Origin of the sequence: Microbacterium sp. K27 (genome assembly GCF_004794435.1) — a bacterium.
Taxonomy (GTDB): Bacteria; Actinomycetota; Actinomycetes; order Actinomycetales; family Microbacteriaceae; genus Microbacterium; species Microbacterium maritypicum_A.
This window is the reverse complement of sequence record NZ_SSDK01000024.1, coordinates 1-16912: the sequence shown is the minus strand read 5'-3', so window position 1 is coordinate 16912 and position 16912 is coordinate 1. Positions and strand designations below refer to the sequence as shown.

The window sequence follows — 16912 nt, the reverse complement described above, 5'->3', positions numbered from 1 at the left end:
CGCCAGGATGCAAGTGGGCTGAACAGACGCACCTACGCTGGAGGCATGACCGTCGTCCTCCTGACCGGCTTCGACCCTTTCGACGGGGCGGACCGCAATCCGTCTGCCGATGCCGTGAACGCGGTCGCGGCCGCATACGACGGTCCGCACGAGCTCATGGTGGCCACACTTCCGGTCGCGTTCGAGGCATCCGCTCACCGGCTCCGGACCCTGATCGCCGCGCACTCCCCCGATGTCGTCATCGCTACCGGGCTCGCCGCCGGGAGCAGCAGGGTCGCGATCGAGCGCATCGGTGTCAACCTGATCGACGCCCGCATCCCCGACAACGACGGTGAACAGCCCGTCGATGCTCCCAGCGAGGCCGGCGGTCCCGCCGCGCGGTTCTCGACGCTCCCCGTGAAGCGCCTGCTCCAGGTTCTGACCGCGGAAGGGCTGCCGGCGCAGCTGTCGCTCTCTGCGGGAACCTACGTGTGCAACCACGTGCTGTACACGGCAGTGGGTGCCGTCCGGCCGGATGCGCGTGCCGGATTCGTGCACCTTCCGTGGTCGACGACCACGGTCCCTGCAGGCGGGCTGCACCTCGCCGACGCGCAACTGGCGCGCGCCCTGCGCCTCATCGTGGATCACGCCCTCGACGCCGAGTCGACGGAGGCCGGCGGCAGCATCTGGTGATGTCATCGCGCCGTGACCCTCGCTCGCGATGTGGTAGTTTCGGCCCCATGCTCGCGAACTTCACCTGGTGGCCCGCCTTCTAGGCGGTGTGTTCGCGTTCCCACGAATTCAGACCGCCTCCGGGGCGGTCTTTTCGTTGCGCCGAGCCGGAGCACTGCACAGGAGACATCGATGACCCTCTCACGACTCGCCGAGCTCAGCGCCGATCCCACGGCATCCTTCGTGCTCATCGCACGCGACGGCGCCGACACCGTCGAGCTGCTCAGCGGGGGCGTCGTCGACGTCGAGCTGCTTGCCGACATCCCCCTCTCGGTCGACGGCACCCCGCGCGAGGTGTTCGCCCTGGTGCCCTATCGCCAGGTGCGCGAACGCGGCTTCGTCGCCCAGGACGACGGGGCGCCGCTGCGCTGCGTGATCGTCGACGAGCACCTGCACCTCCCGACAGCCGAGCTTCTGCCCGCGCTCCCGAGCACGCCCGTCCCCCTCCACGACGACGGCTTCGACATCGCCGACGCGGACTACGCGGCCATCGTCGAGACGGTCATCGCCGACGAGATCGGACGCGGCGAGGGCGCGAACTTCGTCATCCGTCGAGACTTCACCGCGACCATCGACGTCGAGGACCGTACTGCGGCACTCACGTGGTTCCGTGCTCTCCTCACGCACGAGCGCGGCGCCTACTGGACGTTCGCTGTCGTCACTCCTGGGCACATCGCCGTGGGGGCCAGCCCCGAGGCGCATGTGGTCGCCCGCGAAGGCGTCGTCACGATGAACCCGATCTCCGGGACCTTCCGTCATCCGGCGGGAGGGGCGACGAAGGAGACGCTGGTCGACTTCCTCGCCTCGACCAAGGAGACCGAGGAACTCTTCATGGTCGTCGACGAGGAACTCAAGATGATGAGCGCCGTCTGCTCCGACGGCGGCCGCATCACCGGCCCGCACCTCAAGGAGATGTCGCGACTCACGCACACCGAGTACATGCTCCGTGGTCGCAGCGCCCTCGATCCCCGCGACATCCTGCGCGAGACGATGTTCGCTCCGACGGTGACGGGTTCGCCCATGCAGAACGCCTGCGCGGTGATCCGCCGTCACGAGCAGAAGCCCCGCGGCTACTACTCCGGTGTCGCCGCGCTGTTCACCCCGAATGCGGACGGCGGGCACGACCTGGATGCGCCTATCCTCATCCGGACCGTCTACCTCCAGGACGGCACCCTCAGCGTTCCGGTCGGCGCGACGCTGGTTCGACACTCCGATCCGATGGGCGAGGTCTCCGAGACCCACGGGAAGGCCGCCGGCGTCCTGGGCGCCATCGGCGCGATCGACCGCGACCGGGTGGCAGAGGCACGTAGCGACGCCGACGCGCCCGGCGACGCGCGCGCCCTCGCCGACGACCCGACCGTCGCCGAGCTGCTGTCATCGCGCAACGCCCGCCTGGCCGAGTTCTGGCTCAACCCGCAGGGCGAGGACTTCACCGGTCCGTTCGCCGGCCGCTCCGCTCTCGTCGTGGACGCGGAGGACCGCTTCACGACGATGCTGGCCCACCAGCTGCGTCATCTCGGGCTCGCCGTCACGATCGCTCCCTGGGCCGACGTGCGGGACGCGGACTTGGACGCCGCCGATCTGGTCGTCGCCGGCCCGGGTCCCGGCGACCCTCGGGATACACGGAACGCCCGCATCGCGAGGATGCGCGATGTCGTCGCCCGCCGACTGGACTCCGACGCGCCGCTGCTCGCGGTGTGCCTCAGCCACCAGATCCTCGCCGACAAGCTCGGCATCGCCCTGACTCCGCTCGATGCCCCTCACCAGGGCCTGCAGAAGCCCGTCCCGGTCTTCGGGGAGACCGCATCGATCGGCTTCTACAACACCTTCACCGCGCGGGTCGCACCGGGCACGACGGTCGTCGGCGCCGCCGACGTCTCGGCGGACCCCGACTCGGGAGACGTGTACGCGCTCCGCGGAGACCACTTCGCTTCGGTGCAGGGACACCTGGAGTCGATCCTGTCGCGCGACGGGATCCGCACGCTCGAGCGTCTCGTCTCCCACGCGCTGGCCTGAACAGGAATCGCTGCTCAGCGCTCGCCTCCCGCGCGGTCCGACCAGGCCTGCGACTCAGCCGAGAAGGTTGACCGGATTGAAGAGGTCGGCGACCAGGAGCAGCGCTCCCATCCCGATCAGGAGCACAGCGACGACCACCGTCAGCGGCACGAGCTTGGTCGCGTCGACCGGCGCCGGAGGGGGCCGGCGGAAGAGCTTGGCCCACGCGCGCTTGATGCCGTCCCACAGTGCGACGACGATGTGACCGCCGTCGAGCGGGAGCAGCGGGATGAGGTTGAACACGAACAGCGCGATGTTCAGCGACCCCAGCAGACCGAGCAGGAACGCGAACCTGTTGAGGATCGGCGCATCGGTAGCGGCCGCCTCTCCTGCGAGGCGTCCGACGCCGACGACGCTCAGCGGTCCGTTCGGATCGCGTTCTCCGCCGGTGACGAGTGAGACGCCGACGTCCCATAGACGCACGGGGAGCGTGACGATCAAGGATGCGACACGCGCCGTGCTGTCCGCCGCCATCTCGGGGCCGGCGGTGAGGGGCTGCTGCACGTAGCCCATCTGGGCGCCCATGCCGACGTAGCCGACCTCCTTCACGACAGGCTTTCCGGCCTCATCGAGGACGGGCTGGCCGCTGGCATCCGTGATCGAGCGTTCCGCGGCGATCGGCGTGATGCTCAGCGACTGCTCCGCCCCGTCGCGGCTCACGACCATGTCCAGCGTCTCGCCTGGCGCGGCCTGCACGATCGCCGTCGCCTCCGCGAACGTCGACACGGGCTGTCCGTCGATGGACAGGATCACATCGCCCGGCTTGATCCCGGCTTCCGCGGCGGGTGAGGCCGGGTCATCGGGTGTGCACTCGGTCGCCGTCGAACCGGCCGGAACGACGCACTCGGTGACGGACGCGATCGTCGTCGTTCCCTGCTGCAGGCCGATGCCCGACAGCAGCACGGTGAAGATCACGGTCGCGAGGAGAAGGTTCATCACCGGCCCGCCGAGCATGACGACGACGCGCTTCCACACGGGAAGACGATAGAAGACGCGATCCTCGGCACCCTCGGCGATGGTCTCGTCGTTGGCGCTGCGCGCGTCCTGGATCAACGAGCGGAACACGCCGGACGCCGGGCCCGAGTTCTTCGACGCCGGGTACATGCCCGACATCGAGATGAAGCCCCCTAGAGGGAGCAGCTTGAACCCGTACTCGGTCTCGCCGATGCGCCGGGACCACAGCCGCGGCCCGAAGCCGATCATGTACTGGCCGACACGCACGCCGAAGAGCTTCGCGGGGACGAGATGGCCCACCTCATGCAGGCCGATCGAGAGCCCGAGGCCGATCAGCATGAAGAGGATGCCGGCCAGATAGAGCAGGAATTCCACGTGCCAACGTTAGTGCCCACAGCTAGGAATCCGCCCGGCACGCCGCGCGGCTAGGCTGAGACGGTGAATGCCCGGCAGCTGCGACTCGTGCGCGCTGCGGCCGTCTCCTCGGTGGCGACGTTGCTCGCAGCCCTCTCGCACACCCTCGGCGGCGGAGCGGTCCCGCACATGCTGCTGATCCTGGCGGTCGCGACCCTGCTCACCCCTCTGTCGGCGCTCCTGGTGGGCATCCGTGAGTCGCGGGGTCGTGTCGCCATCGCCGTGTTCCTCGGACAGGCCGCTTTCCACGTCGTGTTCCAACTGCTGGGCTCGCCCACCGGTACCGCTCCGATCGCCGGCGGCGGCGGTCACGCCCATCATCTCGATCTGAGCGCGCTCTCTTCCACGGCGCCCACAGCAGCCCCTGGCACGTTGATGCTGTTCGCGCACGTCGTCGCAGCCGTGCTCACGACGCTTCTCGTGTGGCACGGAGAAGCGGTCGTTCGGGTCGTCGCCCGCTGGGTGGATGCCCTCTTCCGGCGCGCGTCCGCCGGGGCACCGGCCATGCATCGCCGGCCGCCGCGGCTGCGGTCGACCACCATCCCCAGCTTCGCCGTCACCATCTCGGCCGCTGTGCCGAGGCGCGGGCCTCCCGCTCTCCTGCGCGACTGATCCGTCGCACTCGAATCCGCTGCTCCGACACGGGCAGCGTCCCTTTCTCGCGGAGATACGCCACCGTGGCGCGCCCGCACTTCGAGCACCAGGAGAACTCTCATGTCCCGCAACATCCGTACCCGCACTCCGCGCCCCACCACCCTGCGCTCCACCGCTCGGCGCTCGCTCACTCTGCGACGCGCCGCGCTCGGTGTCCTCGGCGGAGCCGCACTCGCCCTGGCCGTTCCCACGATGGCAGGTGCCCATGTGGGCGTCAGCCCCGACGAGATCGCTGCGGGAGACCACGGCGTGCTCACGTTCTCGTTCTCCCACGGCTGCGAGAACTCCCCCACCACCGCGCTGCGCATCACGATGCCCGAGGGGCTCGCTTCCGTCTCGCCGACGATGGACTCCGACTGGGACATCCAGGTCGAGCGCGGCGACGACGGTCTCGTCAGCGCCGTGACCTATACGGCGGTCACCCCGGTGCCCACCGACCTTCGCGGCGCGGTGAGCATGGGGGTCGGTCTGGACGAGACCACCCCCGACACTCTGGCGTTCCCCGTGGTCCAACAGTGCGTCGAGGGCTCGACCGAATGGACGCAGATCGCCGAGGACGGCCAGGATCCGCACAGCCTCGACGCGCCGGCTCCGGTCGTCTCCGTCACGGCCGCTGCCGGCGACGGGCACGGCGAGCACACCGAATCCGACACTGCGGCCGCGAGCACGGCTCCGACCACGGTCGCCGATCCCCTGGGTGTAGCGCTCGGGGCGGGTGGGCTTCTCGCCGGTTTCGCCGCCCTGGTCGTCGCGATCCTCGCCTACCGACGCCGAGCCTGACGACACGAGCTCCCCCTCGTGCTCCGCAACGCGGCGCGCGAGGGGGCGCTCGGCGAAGGGTTCCCACCACGGTCGTGAGATCATGGATGCGCCATGTCGATTGAACAACAACCGAGCCTGCCTCCCGTGCTCCGCCCCGCGAACCCGCCCCGGCGTGAGCTGTCCGAACTCGCTTCCCGTTTCGCCCGCACCGTCCGCGGCGATGTCGACGGAATCGCCCTCTCCGGCATCACCCTCGCGACGGCAGACCTGCGTCCCGGCGAGGCATTCGTCGCGATCCGCGGCGTCAACCGGCATGGCGCGGACTTCGCCGTCACCGCCGCTGAGAAGGGTGCCGTCGCCGTCATCACCGACGACGCTGGCGCGGAGATCGCCGAAGCCGCGGGGCTTCCGATCCTCGTGGTCGACGACCCTCGCGCCGTGCTCGGTGATCTCAGCGCGTGGGTCTACGGCACCGGCGCCGGTGACCCGCTCCCCCTGCTGTTCGCGACGACGGGCACCAACGGCAAGACCAGCGTCTCCCACCTGCTCGAGGGGATCCTCGATCAGATCGGCGTGGTCACCGGCCTCTCCTCCACCGCAGAACGTCACATCGCGGGCGAGGTCATCGTCTCGCGCCTGACCACCCCCGAAGCATCCGAGATGCACGCCCTCCTGGCGCTGATGCGTGAGCGCCAGGTCGAAGCCGTCGCGGTCGAGGTCAGCGCACAGGCGCTGTCACGTCACCGCGTCGACGGCATCCTGTTCGACGTCGCCGGATTCACGAACCTGAGCCACGATCATCTCGACGACTACGCCGACATGGAGGAGTACTTCGAGGCGAAGCTGCCCCTCTTCCGGCCCGACCGCGCCCAGCGCGGGGTCATCTGCCTGGATTCCCCGTCCGGTGCGGTCGTCGTCGACCGGGCCGAGATCCCGGTCGTCACTGTCGGCACTCCGTCGATCGCCGCCGATCCCGACGCCGCGACCGCCGCGGACTGGGTGGTCGTCATCGACGAGGAGCGCGCCGCCGGTACGACCTTCACGATGACCGGCCCCGCCGGGTCCCTCACCACGACGGTCCCGGTGATCGGACCGCACATGGCGGCCAACGCGGCTCTGGCGATCGTGATGCTCCTCGAGGGCGGCTACGCCTGGGATCGCATCGTCGATGCGCTCACCCGTGACGGGGGGATCCGCGCCTACCTGCCCGGTCGCACCCAGCTGGTCTCCGGCGATCGTGGGCCTGCCGTCTTCGTCGACTTCGGACACTCACCCGACGCATTCGAGAAGACCCTCGCCGCCGTCCGGCGTGTGACACCGGGCAAGGTACTGATGCTCTTCGGTGCCGACGGCGACCGCGATGCGAGCAAGCGCTTCGACATGGCGCGCACGGCGGTCGAAGGCAGTGACATCCTCGTCGTCACCGATCACCACCCCCGCTTCGAGGACCCCGCGTCCATTCGGGCGACCCTCATCGAGGGCGCCCGCACGGCACGACCGGATGCCGAGATCCACGAGGCCTCACCGCCCGAGAACGCCATCATCACCGCGGTCGGCCTGGTCGGCGACGGCGACGCCATCCTGTGGGCCGGCCCCGGGCACCAGGACTATCGCGACATCCGCGGCGTCCGCACACCGTATTCGGCACGCGAGCTCGCTCGCCGCGCGCTGCGCGACGCCGGCTGGCCCGTACCCGATTCGCGTTGGCCGGTCCCGTACCCCGACGAGGATTGACCTGCTCGACCAGGGCGACTCCGCCCTGGTCCCCGATCAGAGCGCCGCGATCATCCGATCGGCCGTCGAGCGCGCCCATGTCTCGGCCTCGGCGAGCGTCTCGACGGTGAGGGCCTCCGGCGCATCGTGCGCGTCGACGACCCGAGCGATCGTGTCCACGATGCCGAGGAACGAGAGCCGTCCCTCGTGGAACGCGTCGACCGCTTGTTCGTTCGCGGCGTTGTAGACAGCAGGGAACGTGCCGCCGGCGCGGCCCACCGCCTTCGCGAGTGCGACGGAGGGGAACGCCACGGCGTCGAGCGGCTCGAACGTCCAGGAAGTGGCGGATGACCAGTCGAGGGGCCGTCCGACGCCACCGACGCGGTGCGGCCAGTCCAGACCCAGGGAGATCGGCAGACGCATGTCGGGCGGGGAGGCCTGTGCGATCGTGGAACCGTCGATGAACTCGACCATCGAGTGCACGATGGACTGCGGGTGCACCACGACCTCGATGTCGTCGTAGGCGACGTCGAACAGCAGGTGCGCTTCGATCACCTCGAGTCCCTTGTTGACAAGGGACGCGGAGTTGGTCGTGACCATCCGTCCCATGTCCCATGTCGGATGCGCGAGAGCCTCGGACGGAGTGACCTCGGTCAGCTGCGCGCGGCTGCGACCGCGGAACGGCCCGCCCGACGCCGTCACCACGAGGCGGCGCACCTCGGCATGGGTACCGGCCAGGAGCGCTTGCGCGAGAGCCGAGTGCTCGGAATCGACCGGGACGATCTGACAGGGAGCGGCGGCGGCGAGGACCAGGTCGCCGCCGACGATGAGGGACTCCTTGTTCGCGAGAGCGAGCACGCGTCCCGCCTTCAGCGCCGCGAGCGTCGAGCCCAGTCCGATCGAGCCGGTGATGGCATTGAGCACCACGTCCGCATCGACGTCACGGACCAGCTGCTCGGCCTCGAGCGCGCCGAGAGCGGTCGACTCGACCTGGAACTGTGCGGCCTGCGCTTCCAACATCTCGGCGTTGGACCCGGCAGCGAGACCTACCAGCTCGAATCGGCGAGGATTGGCACGGATCACATCCAGTGCCTGGGTGCCGATGGAACCGGTGGAGCCGAGGACGATGACGCGACGCATACCGTCAGCCTAGGTCACCCCCTCGGCACCCAGCGGCTACTGCTGCGCCTGGACCGGTGTCGTCGCCAGGATGTCCACGACGAACACGAGGCTCTCCTTCTGGAGCTCATGTCCCTCGCTCGCACCGTATCCGTCGGACGGCGGCATCACGACGATGACCTGTGAGCCGACCTTCTGACCTTCGAGGGCCTTCTGGAAGCCCGCGACCACGCCGGTGGTCTGGAACTGCGCGGGCGCGGCGTCGCGGCTCCAGCTGGAGTCGAACTCCTTGCCGTCGGACCACTTGACGCCCAGGTACTGCACGACGACGAGGTCGCCGGAGGCGACCGTCGCACCGTCACCCTGCTTGAGGACGGCGACCTGGGTCTCCGTCGGCGCGTCGCCGTCCGGGATCGTCACGGTCGGAGCGCCCTTGTCGTCGAGCTTGACAGTCGGCATGCCGGGAGTCGGGTCGACCGGCGTTCCCGTCGCCACCTCGGGCAGCTGCTCGACGGCCTCGGCGTAGACGACCACGTTGTTGGCGCCCTCGCCGAGGACCTTTCCGGGAAGAGTCAGCACGATGCGCGAGCCGACCGGCTTGCACTCGAGCGCCGCGACGAAGAGCGAGGACTGGTTGGTGTCGAGGAGAACGGGCAGCACACCACCTTCACCACGAGCCGACGAGTCGAGCACCTGATTGTTGGTCGCGTCGACGATCTGGTACTCGACGGACACCAGGTCATTGACCACGACGTCGTCTCCGTCTCCCTCGGAGATGACGGTCCTCTCGACGCCGGCGAACGGCGCATCGGCCGGGACCGTCACGGTGGTGTCTGCCCCTTCCCCCTCCACGACGACCGCGTCCGAGGTATCCCCGGACTTCGCATCCAACTGGCACGTGCTCGATGCGGAGGGCGACGGGGTGCCGGAGCTCTCCGGGGCTCCACCACCGGCGCAACCCGCCAGCAGCAGGGTCGCCGCGGCGACGGTGGACAGAACGATGAGCGGACGCTTGCGCACAGTGAGACCTCGGGATCGCGGGCAGGAAACTCCATCCTGCCCCATACCCCTTTGCTCGCGCTGGGAGGCGCGGCGCAACTCTTCATTCCCACCCCGGCATGGATCCGGGAGTAATCTGCTCTGATGACCTCTGAGCAGTCCGTCGAGCCCGAATCCTCGTCAGAAGAGGAATCCTCGTCAGAGGAGACTGCGAAGCCTCGCCACGCCGGGTTCGCCTACACGCTCGGCCGCAGCCTCATCACGCCACTCGCCCGTCTGGTGTACCGCCCTCGGATCGAGGGGCGCGACAACGTGCCGCTGACCGGTCCCGTCATCTTCGCGAGCAACCATCTGTCATTCATCGACTCGATCGCGATACCGGTCGCGGCCCCTCGTCCCGTCCATTTCCTCGCGAAGTCGACGTACTTCGAAGGCACCGGATTCAAAGGCTGGATGAGCAAGACCTTCTTCGAATCGATCGGCGCGATCCCGGTGCGACGCGGTGCCGGACAGGCCGCGCTGGACGCGCTCGACCTGCAACGCCAGCTCCTCGATGAAGGTCTCGCCGTCGCCCTGTATCCGGAGGGGACCCGCTCGACCGACGGCCGCCTCTACAAAGGCCGCACGGGCGTCGCGTTCCTCGCTCTGCAGACGGGCGCCCCTGTGGTGCCGGTCGGCCTCATCGGCACGGACAAGGTGATGCCGGTGGGAGCGAAGGTCCCCACCCTCAAGGAGCGCATCACCGTGCGTTTCGGCGAGCCGCTCGACCTCTCGCCGCACGGGCCCGCGACCAGTGGGCGGGCACGTCGTCTCGCCACCGATCAGATCATGGCGGCGATCCACGGTCTCTCCGGCCAGGAGCTCGCCGGCGCGTACAACGAGGCACCGGCGCAAGGTGCCATCGAGAAGATCAAGCAGGCACTCCCGCACGAGCGTCGCTGAGGCCTGTAAGCCCCAATCAGGCGAGGGCTGTGACCGTCGCCTGGTGGCGTACGGGGAAGTTCATCGAGTTCGCGATGAAGCACCACTCGTTCGCCTGGGCGTGGGCGCGCTCTGCTGCGTCGATCATCGAGGCCTCGGCGACGACGACCTCGGGCCGCAGCATCACCTCTACGAACGATCCGCCCCCCGTACCGTCTTCGCGCATCGTCCCGCTGGCCCGGTCGCGGTAGGACACCACGACGACGCCCGCGGTCACACACGCGTGCAGGTATGACAGCAGGTGGCACTCGGAGAGGGAGGCGAGCAGCAGGTCCTCCGGATTCCATCGTGAGGGATCGCCGCGGAACGGCTTGTCTGCCGAGGCGAGGAGATCGGGCTTCCCCTCGACCTCGATCGTCACGTCTCGCCGGTAGTCCCGGTATCCGGTCGTCCCGGTGCCGGTGTTGCCGGTCCACGTCGAGGTGAGCGCGTAGCGGTGTTCGCCGAGCGTGCGCGTGGTCGTCTCTGCCATCTGCTCAGTCTGTCAGGCTCCTCCGACACGACGCGAGACGCCGCACGCCCCGGGCTAGAGTTGACGGGTGCTGGAGACTCTCACCGTTCAGGATTCCGTGGAACTCGCCGTCGTCGAGCGGAGCGGATTCGTCGAATCCCGCCACGCCGGCGCGGCCGTCGTGCTCTCCCCCGACGGGGACATCGTCGGTCGCCATGGAAATGCCGATGCGCTGATCCTGCCGCGATCCAGCCTCAAGCCTCTCCAGGCGATCGCCTGCATCACCGCAGGTGCCGTCCTCGAAGGCGAGCAGCTCGCGCTCTCCACGGCCAGTCACGTCGGCACCGACCGTCACGCTTCGGTGGTACGCGACATCCTGACCGAGGGCGGGCTGACGGAAGACGACCTCCGCTGCCCGGCCACGTGGCCGAGCGACTCGGCGTCGCGAGACGAGCTCGTCCGCGAGCACGGCGAGCCGACCCGGGTGCGCATGAACTGCTCCGGCAAGCACGCCGCGATGCTCCGCGCATGCGTGGCGACGGGCTGGCCGACCGACGGGTACCTCGACCCGACCCATCCACTGCAACAGCACATCCGCGACGTCATCGAGCGCCTCACCGGCGAGAAGATCGCCCACACCGCGATCGACGGGTGCGGTGCGCCGGTCCATGCGATGACGCTGACCGGGCTGGCGCGCGCGATCCACCGCATCGGCACCGCCTCCGACCGCTCGCCCTTCGCCCTCCACCGCGTGGCCGGTTCCCTGGTCCGCGCCGTGCGGGAGAACCCCTGGACGATCGAGGGTCCGGGCCGCCCCGACACGATCGCGACCGAGAGGCTCGGCGTGTTCACCAAGTACGGCGCCGAGGGCGTGATGGTGATGGTCGCCCCCAACGGCACGACCGTGGCGCTGAAGATGCTCGACGGCGCCACTCGAGCCTCGACGATCGTTGCCGCGACCCTTCTCGCTCGGGCGGGCGGGCTGAGCGATGCCGACGTGGCCTCGCTCGCGGACGCACTTCCGCTCGCCGTGCTCGGCGGTGGGGAGAACGTCGGCTCCATCCGACCCGGCGCAGGAGTCTGACGCCCGCGGCGGCGTTCCTCGTCGCTGAGCGTCGATTCGAGGGGCCTTCTCCTCACGACAACGTCTCCGCACGGCAACGCTTCTCAGGGCATCGCTTCTCAGGGCAACGCCTCACCGAGGCGACAGCTCGGCGAGGTGGACACGTTTCGGCGCACCGGAGCCGGTGACCGACCAGGCCCGGCCTGCGTGCGGGTGTGCATACGGAGGAAGCTCCCGCGCGCCGACCAGTTGCCGGAGCTCACCGGGGTGTTCACATCGGATGAGCACCTCGCCTGCCGATCTGATGCGCTGCCACAGCGACCAGTTCCGCTGCCAGGTCTCCGCATCGGCGACCACGATGCAGCGTGTTCCCGGCGAAGTCGACTCAGATCCTGCCACCACCACCTCGCATGCGGGGTGCGCGTCACGCAGAGCGGCGATGACCGTATCGGTGCCGGCACTGACGACAGCGGTGATCGCAGACGACGGCGTCCACCGTGGCGTCTGCGATGCTCGCGGCACCCATCGGCCCTCGTCGACCCACGCCAACTGCACCTCGCGATCTCCGATCACGGCGCGCCCGGGTACGCGGTCGCGCACGAACCCCGATGCCTCTCCGCCGGCCGCCAGATGCTCGAGTCTCGTCGGCATCCGCAACAGCGCCCGACGCGGCACCAGATCGAGTACACGTCCCAACGCCCCGCTCGCCCTGGTGGCCGTCAGAACGAAGGTCGTGTCCGGAGTCGCCCGAAGCACGCGCTCCCAGCGGTGGGCGAGCTGCTGCGCGTATTCGGCCGGCAGAGCCGCCAGCATCGCATCCACGTCGTCGATCAGGACGACCGAGGGCGGACGCTCCCCGCCCTCGACCCATGCGGCGAGCACGTCCCAGGCGCCCTCGGGATCGCCGGGCATCCAGAATGCGTCATCGCATTGCGCCGCGACCGCTCTCAGCACCGAGGTCTTACCGAATCCGGGGGCGCCCAGCACCACCAGCCCCCGTTCCTCTCCGCGCCGGAGCATCTCCAGCGGCTGCGCCTGGCGACCAGGGTCATCGGCGCGACCGAGGATGATCGCATCGGGGAGGATTCCGGCCTCCGTGACGAGTTCGGCGATCGGCAGGATGGCCGGAAGCGGGGGAAGCCACGGGCTGGATGACTCGCCCGCTGCCGCCCACCGCAGACCGACACCACGAATATCGGAAGCCTCAGTCAGGGCGATGCGCATCGCGACGGGTTCCTGGTCGGATGGTCGACGCAGCAAGCCGAGACCGCGGGAACCGGCGTCTCCCGTGAGCGCGGAGGCAGCATCGGTACCGATCACGAGCCGACTGTCGGCGGCGTCGCCGACGCGCAGGCTGATGCGAAGGGGGCAGTTCGCAGCCAGGGCGTCTCTGATCACCCCGGCAGCACGCTGTGTCCCGAGAATCAGGTGCATCCCGAGGGCGCGGCCGCGGGCAGCGATATCGATGAAGACCGCACCGAGCTCGGGGTGCTCGGTCAGAAGCGCCGCGAACTCGTCGACGACGATGATCAGCCGGGGCATCGACACACCGCTGACGTCGCGCGCCCCGGCGGCGGCCAGCACCCTCTCTCGACGTCGCAGCTCGGCGGTCAGGCTGGAGACGCCTCGTCTTGCACCCTGATCGTCGAGATCAGTGATGACGGCGGCCACCTGAGGCAGTGCGCTCAGGGGTTCGAAAGCCGTTCCGCCTTTGAAATCGGCGAGCACGAACGTCACCTCGTCCGGGCCGTGCGCCGTGGCGATCGCAGTGACCCAGCTGACCAGCAGCTCGCTCTTGCCGGTCCCCGTCATCCCCGTCACGATCGCGTGCGGTCCGTCTCCCACGATGTCGACCGTGATGTTCGCGCGTTCGCCTCGGCCGATGGTCGCGACGAGCCCGCCTCCGGCCGAGGTCTGCTCGAGCTCGGAGAGCAGCACCGCGTCGGGGATCGCATCCGTCTCGTCGTCCCGACGCGCCAGCTCCGCGGAGACGGTCTCCGCTTGGGCACGCGACAGGCACTCGACAGCGACTGGCTGGCTACCTGTCGGGGTGCGCAGCGTCGCCCGCCGAGGTTCGACGATGTCGATGACCGTCGTGATTCCCGCCGGGACATCCTCCCCCACCGCGGTCAACACGATCAGGGCGTCCGCGTCCCCCCGGACGCCCGCCGCAGGACCGAGCCCGATCCGGAAAGCACCACGCCGCGCACTCCGGGCGTGGGGCAGGCTCGCCAGGCCGTGGTCAGCGAGATCAGTGTCTTCCGGATCGATGCCGATCAGCGACAGCTGGCCGGTGCCGAACCGCAGACACAGCTGCACGACAAGAGCGCGCGCTGCCGCCTCGGCCACAGGCCGCGCACCTCGAAGACAGATCCCCCCACCGATCGGCGCGGAGACCGGCGCGTCCGCGATAACACGGCATCGTTCACGGAAGTCCCGCCCGCGCGCGTCATCCGCGCCGGTGCAGCGGACCGCACTCGTCGTGTTGCCGGCACCGATGACGATCGGAGTCGTCGCGTCGACTCCCTGAGCGCCGCGCAGGGGCGCCTGTGCGATGCAGGTCGCGGCGTCGGGCCACCGCTGCCACAGGGCTTCGAGCTCGTCCTGCTGACGCTGGACCAGATCCGCTTCCGCCGCAACCCACTCGGCTTCGAGCTGCTGCTCGGTTCGTCGGCGTTCACGGCGCCGCGTACGTGTCGCGTCGAGCAGTGAGGCGCCGATCATCAACGGCCCCAATGCCGCGAAGCAGAGCGCGAGGAGGGAGCCGGTGACCAACCACATCACCACTCCCGTGGCCACCGGCACGAGGGCGGCCATGAAAGGCAGTGGAGCGCGAGGCGACGCTGCCGGAGCCGCGGGAAGCACGATCGGAGGGGATTCCATGGAATCCAGTGGACCGCATCACGGCCCGTGAAACAGGGCTGTGCACAGCGCTGGAGCGTTACTCCGCGGTGTTCTCGATTGGGGAGGACGAGTCGTCCTCTGCCGCCACCTGGACGATGATGAGGGTCACGTTGTCGCGACCGCCGTTCTCCAACGCCGCCGCAAGCATCGCGTCCACCGCGGCACCCGGATCGTCGTGCTCCCGGAGGAAATGCTGGATCCCGTAGTCGGTCAGTTCCTTGGTGAGGCCGTCCGAGCAGATGACGAATCGGTCACCGGGACGCACGTCGATGGAGACGTAATCGGGAGCTGTGAGCTCACTCGCCCCCACGGCACGCGTGATCACGTTGCTGTAGGGGTGCCCTTCAGCTTCCTCCGGGCTGAGCTTGCCCGCTGTGATCAGTTCCTGCACGACCGAGTGATCGGTGGTGATCTGGACCAGTCGATCGTCGCGAAGGAGATACACGCGGGAGTCGCCGATGTTCAGTGCGGTCCAGTGCGGCTCGTCCCCATCGGTCTCGAAGTACACCCCCGTGAGCGTGGTCCCCGTGCCCTCGTCGGTGGTCTCGGGATGCTCCGCGATGTCTCCGACAGCCAGTTCGAGCGCGTTCTCGATCGACGGTCCGTCGACCTTGCCCGAGGAGACGACGGCCTGCAACCGGGCCACCGTGCTCTGACTCGCGATCTCGCCGCCGGCATGACCGCCCATTCCGTCAGCGACGATGAACAGCGGATAGTCGGCGAGGAACGCGTCCTGATTCGTCTCCCGGCGTCGGCCTTGATCGGTGATCCCGGACCACGACAGCAGCAGCGGGCGCTGCGCAACCGTGACGCGGTGCGTCTTCGTCTCAGCCACGTGCTGCCTCCGATGGGCCTGCGGCGGGTCGGACGGTCGCAGGATACTCACAACACATCGTAGTAGAAGTCACGCGCACCTCGATCACACCCTGGCACCCGGATCGGCCGGCAGCGGGAACAGATCATCGATGATGGCGAGTTCGGCCGCGTCGGGGCGCCAGGCCTCCCCCGCGTCTGCGTTCGCCTCGACCTGCGGGACCGAGGTCGCGCCCGCGATCACGCTCGAGACCGCCGCATGCGAGAGCAACCAGCCGAACGACGCCTGGACCATCGTGATGCCGCGCTCATCGCAGAAATCGCGGAATGCTTCCAGGGCATCCCACGGTGCGTTCTCCCACACGTGGCGCCGTGTCGACATGATCCGGCTCTGCTGCGGCCCGCCGTCGCGAGTGAACTTCCCCGTGAGCAGGCCGTTGTGCAGGGGGAAATACGGGAAGAAGCCGAGTTCGTAGCGTTCCACCGCCGGCAGCACTTCCCGCTCCGCCGCCCGAGCCAGCAGGGAGTAGTGGTTCTGAGCCGAGATGAACCTGCCACTCGAGCGCGCCCTCGTCGTGAACTCCGCTTCGGCGATCTGCCACCCGGCGAAGTTCGAGTGCCCGTAGTAGCGGATCTTGCCCTCGCGCACGAGTTCATCGAGGGCATCCGTGGTCTCCGCGATCGGCGTCTCGGGATCGGGGAGATGCAGCTGATAGAGATCGATCCAGTCCGTGCGCAACCGGCGCAGCGATTCCTCGACGGCCCGACGCACGTAGCGACGAGAACCCCGGGCAGCGGGGAACGCGTAACCCATGTCGCGCTCGTGTCCGAACTTCGTCGCCAGCACCACACGGTCGCGGCGTCCCCCGAGAGCTTCGCCCATCAGCAGCTCGCTCGCCCCCGCTGCTGCTCCATACATGTCAGCGGTGTCGAAGAAGGTGATGCCGTTGGCGAGAGCCGCATCCATCACCTCGCGCGTGCCGGCAAGACTCTCCGTCATCGTCCCCGCGCGCCCGAAGTTGTTGCAGCCGAGGCCGGTGGCGGACACGAGAAGACCGGAGGCACCCACACGGCGCTGGGACGAGACCATGCCACCACGTTAGCGGCCGCTGCGGATAGACGACCACTCGGAACAGCACAGAGCCCCCGACCGAGGTCGGGGGCTCTGTGTCAGAAGGTCACACCGTCAGACCATCACGCCGGAGGCTGTGTGGGATCGGTCGGCGGGGACGCCGGGGTTGCGGGAGGAGCCGGCGGAGCAGCGGGCGGAGCCGTCGGCGGTGCGGGCGGAGCCGTGGGCGGTGCCGTGGGCGGTGCCG

The 16912-nt window shown here is 69.1% G+C and carries 14 protein-coding genes; 7 read left to right on the top strand and 7 right to left on the bottom strand.

From position 1 onward, the window contains the following. Nucleotides 1-45 precede the first annotated feature (45 nt). Together DW307_RS01050 and DW307_RS01045 are read left to right on the top strand one after the other, a co-directional pair. Nucleotides 46-672, top strand: a complete 627-nt coding sequence (locus DW307_RS01050) for a pyroglutamyl-peptidase I family protein (RefSeq protein WP_136023689.1) — start codon at nt 46-48, stop codon at nt 670-672. Between the two features lie 171 nt (nt 673-843). Next, on the top strand, nt 844-2727 hold the full coding sequence (locus DW307_RS01045; RefSeq protein ID WP_136023688.1) for a chorismate-binding protein: 1884 nt from the start codon (nt 844-846) through the stop codon (nt 2725-2727). A gap of 54 nt (nt 2728-2781) precedes the next feature. On the opposite strand, the gene DW307_RS01040 is transcribed toward DW307_RS01045, so the two are convergent. Next, nucleotides 2782-4095 (bottom strand): M50 family metallopeptidase, encoded by a 1314-nt coding sequence (locus tag DW307_RS01040; RefSeq protein ID WP_021199389.1) that lies wholly within the window; start codon nt 4093-4095, stop codon nt 2782-2784. Between the two features lie 63 nt (nt 4096-4158). On the opposite strand from DW307_RS01040, the gene DW307_RS01035 reads away from it, so the two are divergent. The 3 genes from DW307_RS01035 to DW307_RS01025 all read left to right on the top strand — a co-directional run bounded on the left by DW307_RS01035 (nt 4159) and on the right by DW307_RS01025 (nt 7284). After that, a complete protein-coding gene (locus DW307_RS01035) occupies nt 4159-4746 on the top strand; it encodes a hypothetical protein (RefSeq protein WP_029258175.1) in 588 nt (195 codons plus the stop codon). Nucleotides 4747-4848: 102 nt separating this feature from the next. Then, a complete protein-coding gene (locus tag DW307_RS01030; protein ID WP_029258174.1) occupies nt 4849-5568 on the top strand; it encodes a YcnI family copper-binding membrane protein in 720 nt (239 codons plus the stop codon). A 93-nt stretch (nt 5569-5661) separates the two neighbouring features. Continuing rightward, nucleotides 5662-7284, top strand: coding sequence for a Mur ligase family protein (locus DW307_RS01025; protein ID WP_046398913.1), 1623 nt, complete (start codon nt 5662-5664; stop codon nt 7282-7284). 36 nt (nt 7285-7320) lie between these two features. On the opposite strand, the gene dxr is transcribed toward DW307_RS01025, so the two are convergent. Then, nucleotides 7321-8403: a 1-deoxy-D-xylulose-5-phosphate reductoisomerase gene (gene dxr / locus DW307_RS01020; RefSeq protein WP_136023687.1), complete on the bottom strand. Its 1083-nt coding sequence runs from the start codon at nt 8401-8403 to the stop codon at nt 7321-7323. A gap of 36 nt (nt 8404-8439) precedes the next feature. Next, nucleotides 8440-9402, bottom strand: coding sequence for an FKBP-type peptidyl-prolyl cis-trans isomerase (locus DW307_RS01015; RefSeq protein WP_021199384.1), 963 nt, complete (start codon nt 9400-9402; stop codon nt 8440-8442). Between the two features lie 123 nt (nt 9403-9525). Here DW307_RS01015 and DW307_RS01010 point away from each other — a divergent pair, with 123 nt between their 5' ends. After that, nucleotides 9526-10323 (top strand): lysophospholipid acyltransferase family protein, encoded by a 798-nt coding sequence (locus DW307_RS01010; RefSeq protein WP_029258171.1) that lies wholly within the window; start codon nt 9526-9528, stop codon nt 10321-10323. A gap of 16 nt (nt 10324-10339) precedes the next feature. Here DW307_RS01010 and DW307_RS01005 read toward each other — a convergent pair whose 3' ends face one another. Beyond that, complete coding sequence (locus DW307_RS01005) at nt 10340-10834, bottom strand: OsmC family protein (RefSeq protein WP_136023686.1); 495 nt, start codon at nt 10832-10834, stop codon at nt 10340-10342. Nucleotides 10835-10901: 67 nt separating this feature from the next. On the opposite strand from DW307_RS01005, the gene DW307_RS01000 reads away from it, so the two are divergent. Then, nucleotides 10902-11897, top strand: a complete 996-nt coding sequence (locus DW307_RS01000) for an asparaginase (protein WP_029258169.1) — start codon at nt 10902-10904, stop codon at nt 11895-11897. A gap of 111 nt (nt 11898-12008) precedes the next feature. On the opposite strand, the gene DW307_RS00995 is transcribed toward DW307_RS01000, so the two are convergent. The 3 genes from DW307_RS00995 to DW307_RS00985 all read right to left on the bottom strand — a co-directional run bounded on the left by DW307_RS00995 (nt 12009) and on the right by DW307_RS00985 (nt 16683). Further along, nucleotides 12009-14693 (bottom strand): FtsK/SpoIIIE domain-containing protein, encoded by a 2685-nt coding sequence (locus DW307_RS00995; RefSeq protein ID WP_168440961.1) that lies wholly within the window; start codon nt 14691-14693, stop codon nt 12009-12011. 124 nt (nt 14694-14817) lie between these two features. Continuing rightward, nucleotides 14818-15615 carry a PP2C family protein-serine/threonine phosphatase gene (locus DW307_RS00990; RefSeq protein WP_021199379.1) on the bottom strand — a complete coding sequence of 266 codons (798 nt, stop codon included), beginning with the start codon at nt 15613-15615 and terminating at the stop codon, nt 14818-14820. 84 nt (nt 15616-15699) lie between these two features. Next, complete coding sequence (locus DW307_RS00985; RefSeq protein ID WP_136023684.1) at nt 15700-16683, bottom strand: aldo/keto reductase; 984 nt, start codon at nt 16681-16683, stop codon at nt 15700-15702. Nucleotides 16684-16912: the final 229 nt, after the last annotated feature.

What these genes read in the sequence shown, in the direction of transcription:
- DW307_RS01005 (WP_136023686.1), bottom strand. Translation starts at nt 10,834, where the DNA reads ATGGCAGAGACGACCACGCGCACGCTCGGCGAACACCGCTACGCGCTC.
- DW307_RS01025 (WP_046398913.1), top strand. Translation starts at nt 5,662, where the DNA reads ATGTCGATTGAACAACAACCGAGCCTGCCTCCCGTGCTCCGCCCCGCG.
- DW307_RS00995 (WP_168440961.1), bottom strand. Translation starts at nt 14,693, where the DNA reads ATGGCCGCCCTCGTGCCGGTGGCCACGGGAGTGGTGATGTGGTTGGTC.
- DW307_RS01045 (WP_136023688.1), top strand. Translation starts at nt 844, where the DNA reads ATGACCCTCTCACGACTCGCCGAGCTCAGCGCCGATCCCACGGCATCC.
- DW307_RS00985 (WP_136023684.1), bottom strand. Translation starts at nt 16,683, where the DNA reads ATGGTCTCGTCCCAGCGCCGTGTGGGTGCCTCCGGTCTTCTCGTGTCC.
- DW307_RS01010 (WP_029258171.1), top strand. Translation starts at nt 9,526, where the DNA reads ATGACCTCTGAGCAGTCCGTCGAGCCCGAATCCTCGTCAGAAGAGGAA.
- dxr (WP_136023687.1), bottom strand. Translation starts at nt 8,403, where the DNA reads ATGCGTCGCGTCATCGTCCTCGGCTCCACCGGTTCCATCGGCACCCAG.
- DW307_RS01030 (WP_029258174.1), top strand. Translation starts at nt 4,849, where the DNA reads ATGTCCCGCAACATCCGTACCCGCACTCCGCGCCCCACCACCCTGCGC.
- DW307_RS01050 (WP_136023689.1), top strand. Translation starts at nt 46, where the DNA reads ATGACCGTCGTCCTCCTGACCGGCTTCGACCCTTTCGACGGGGCGGAC.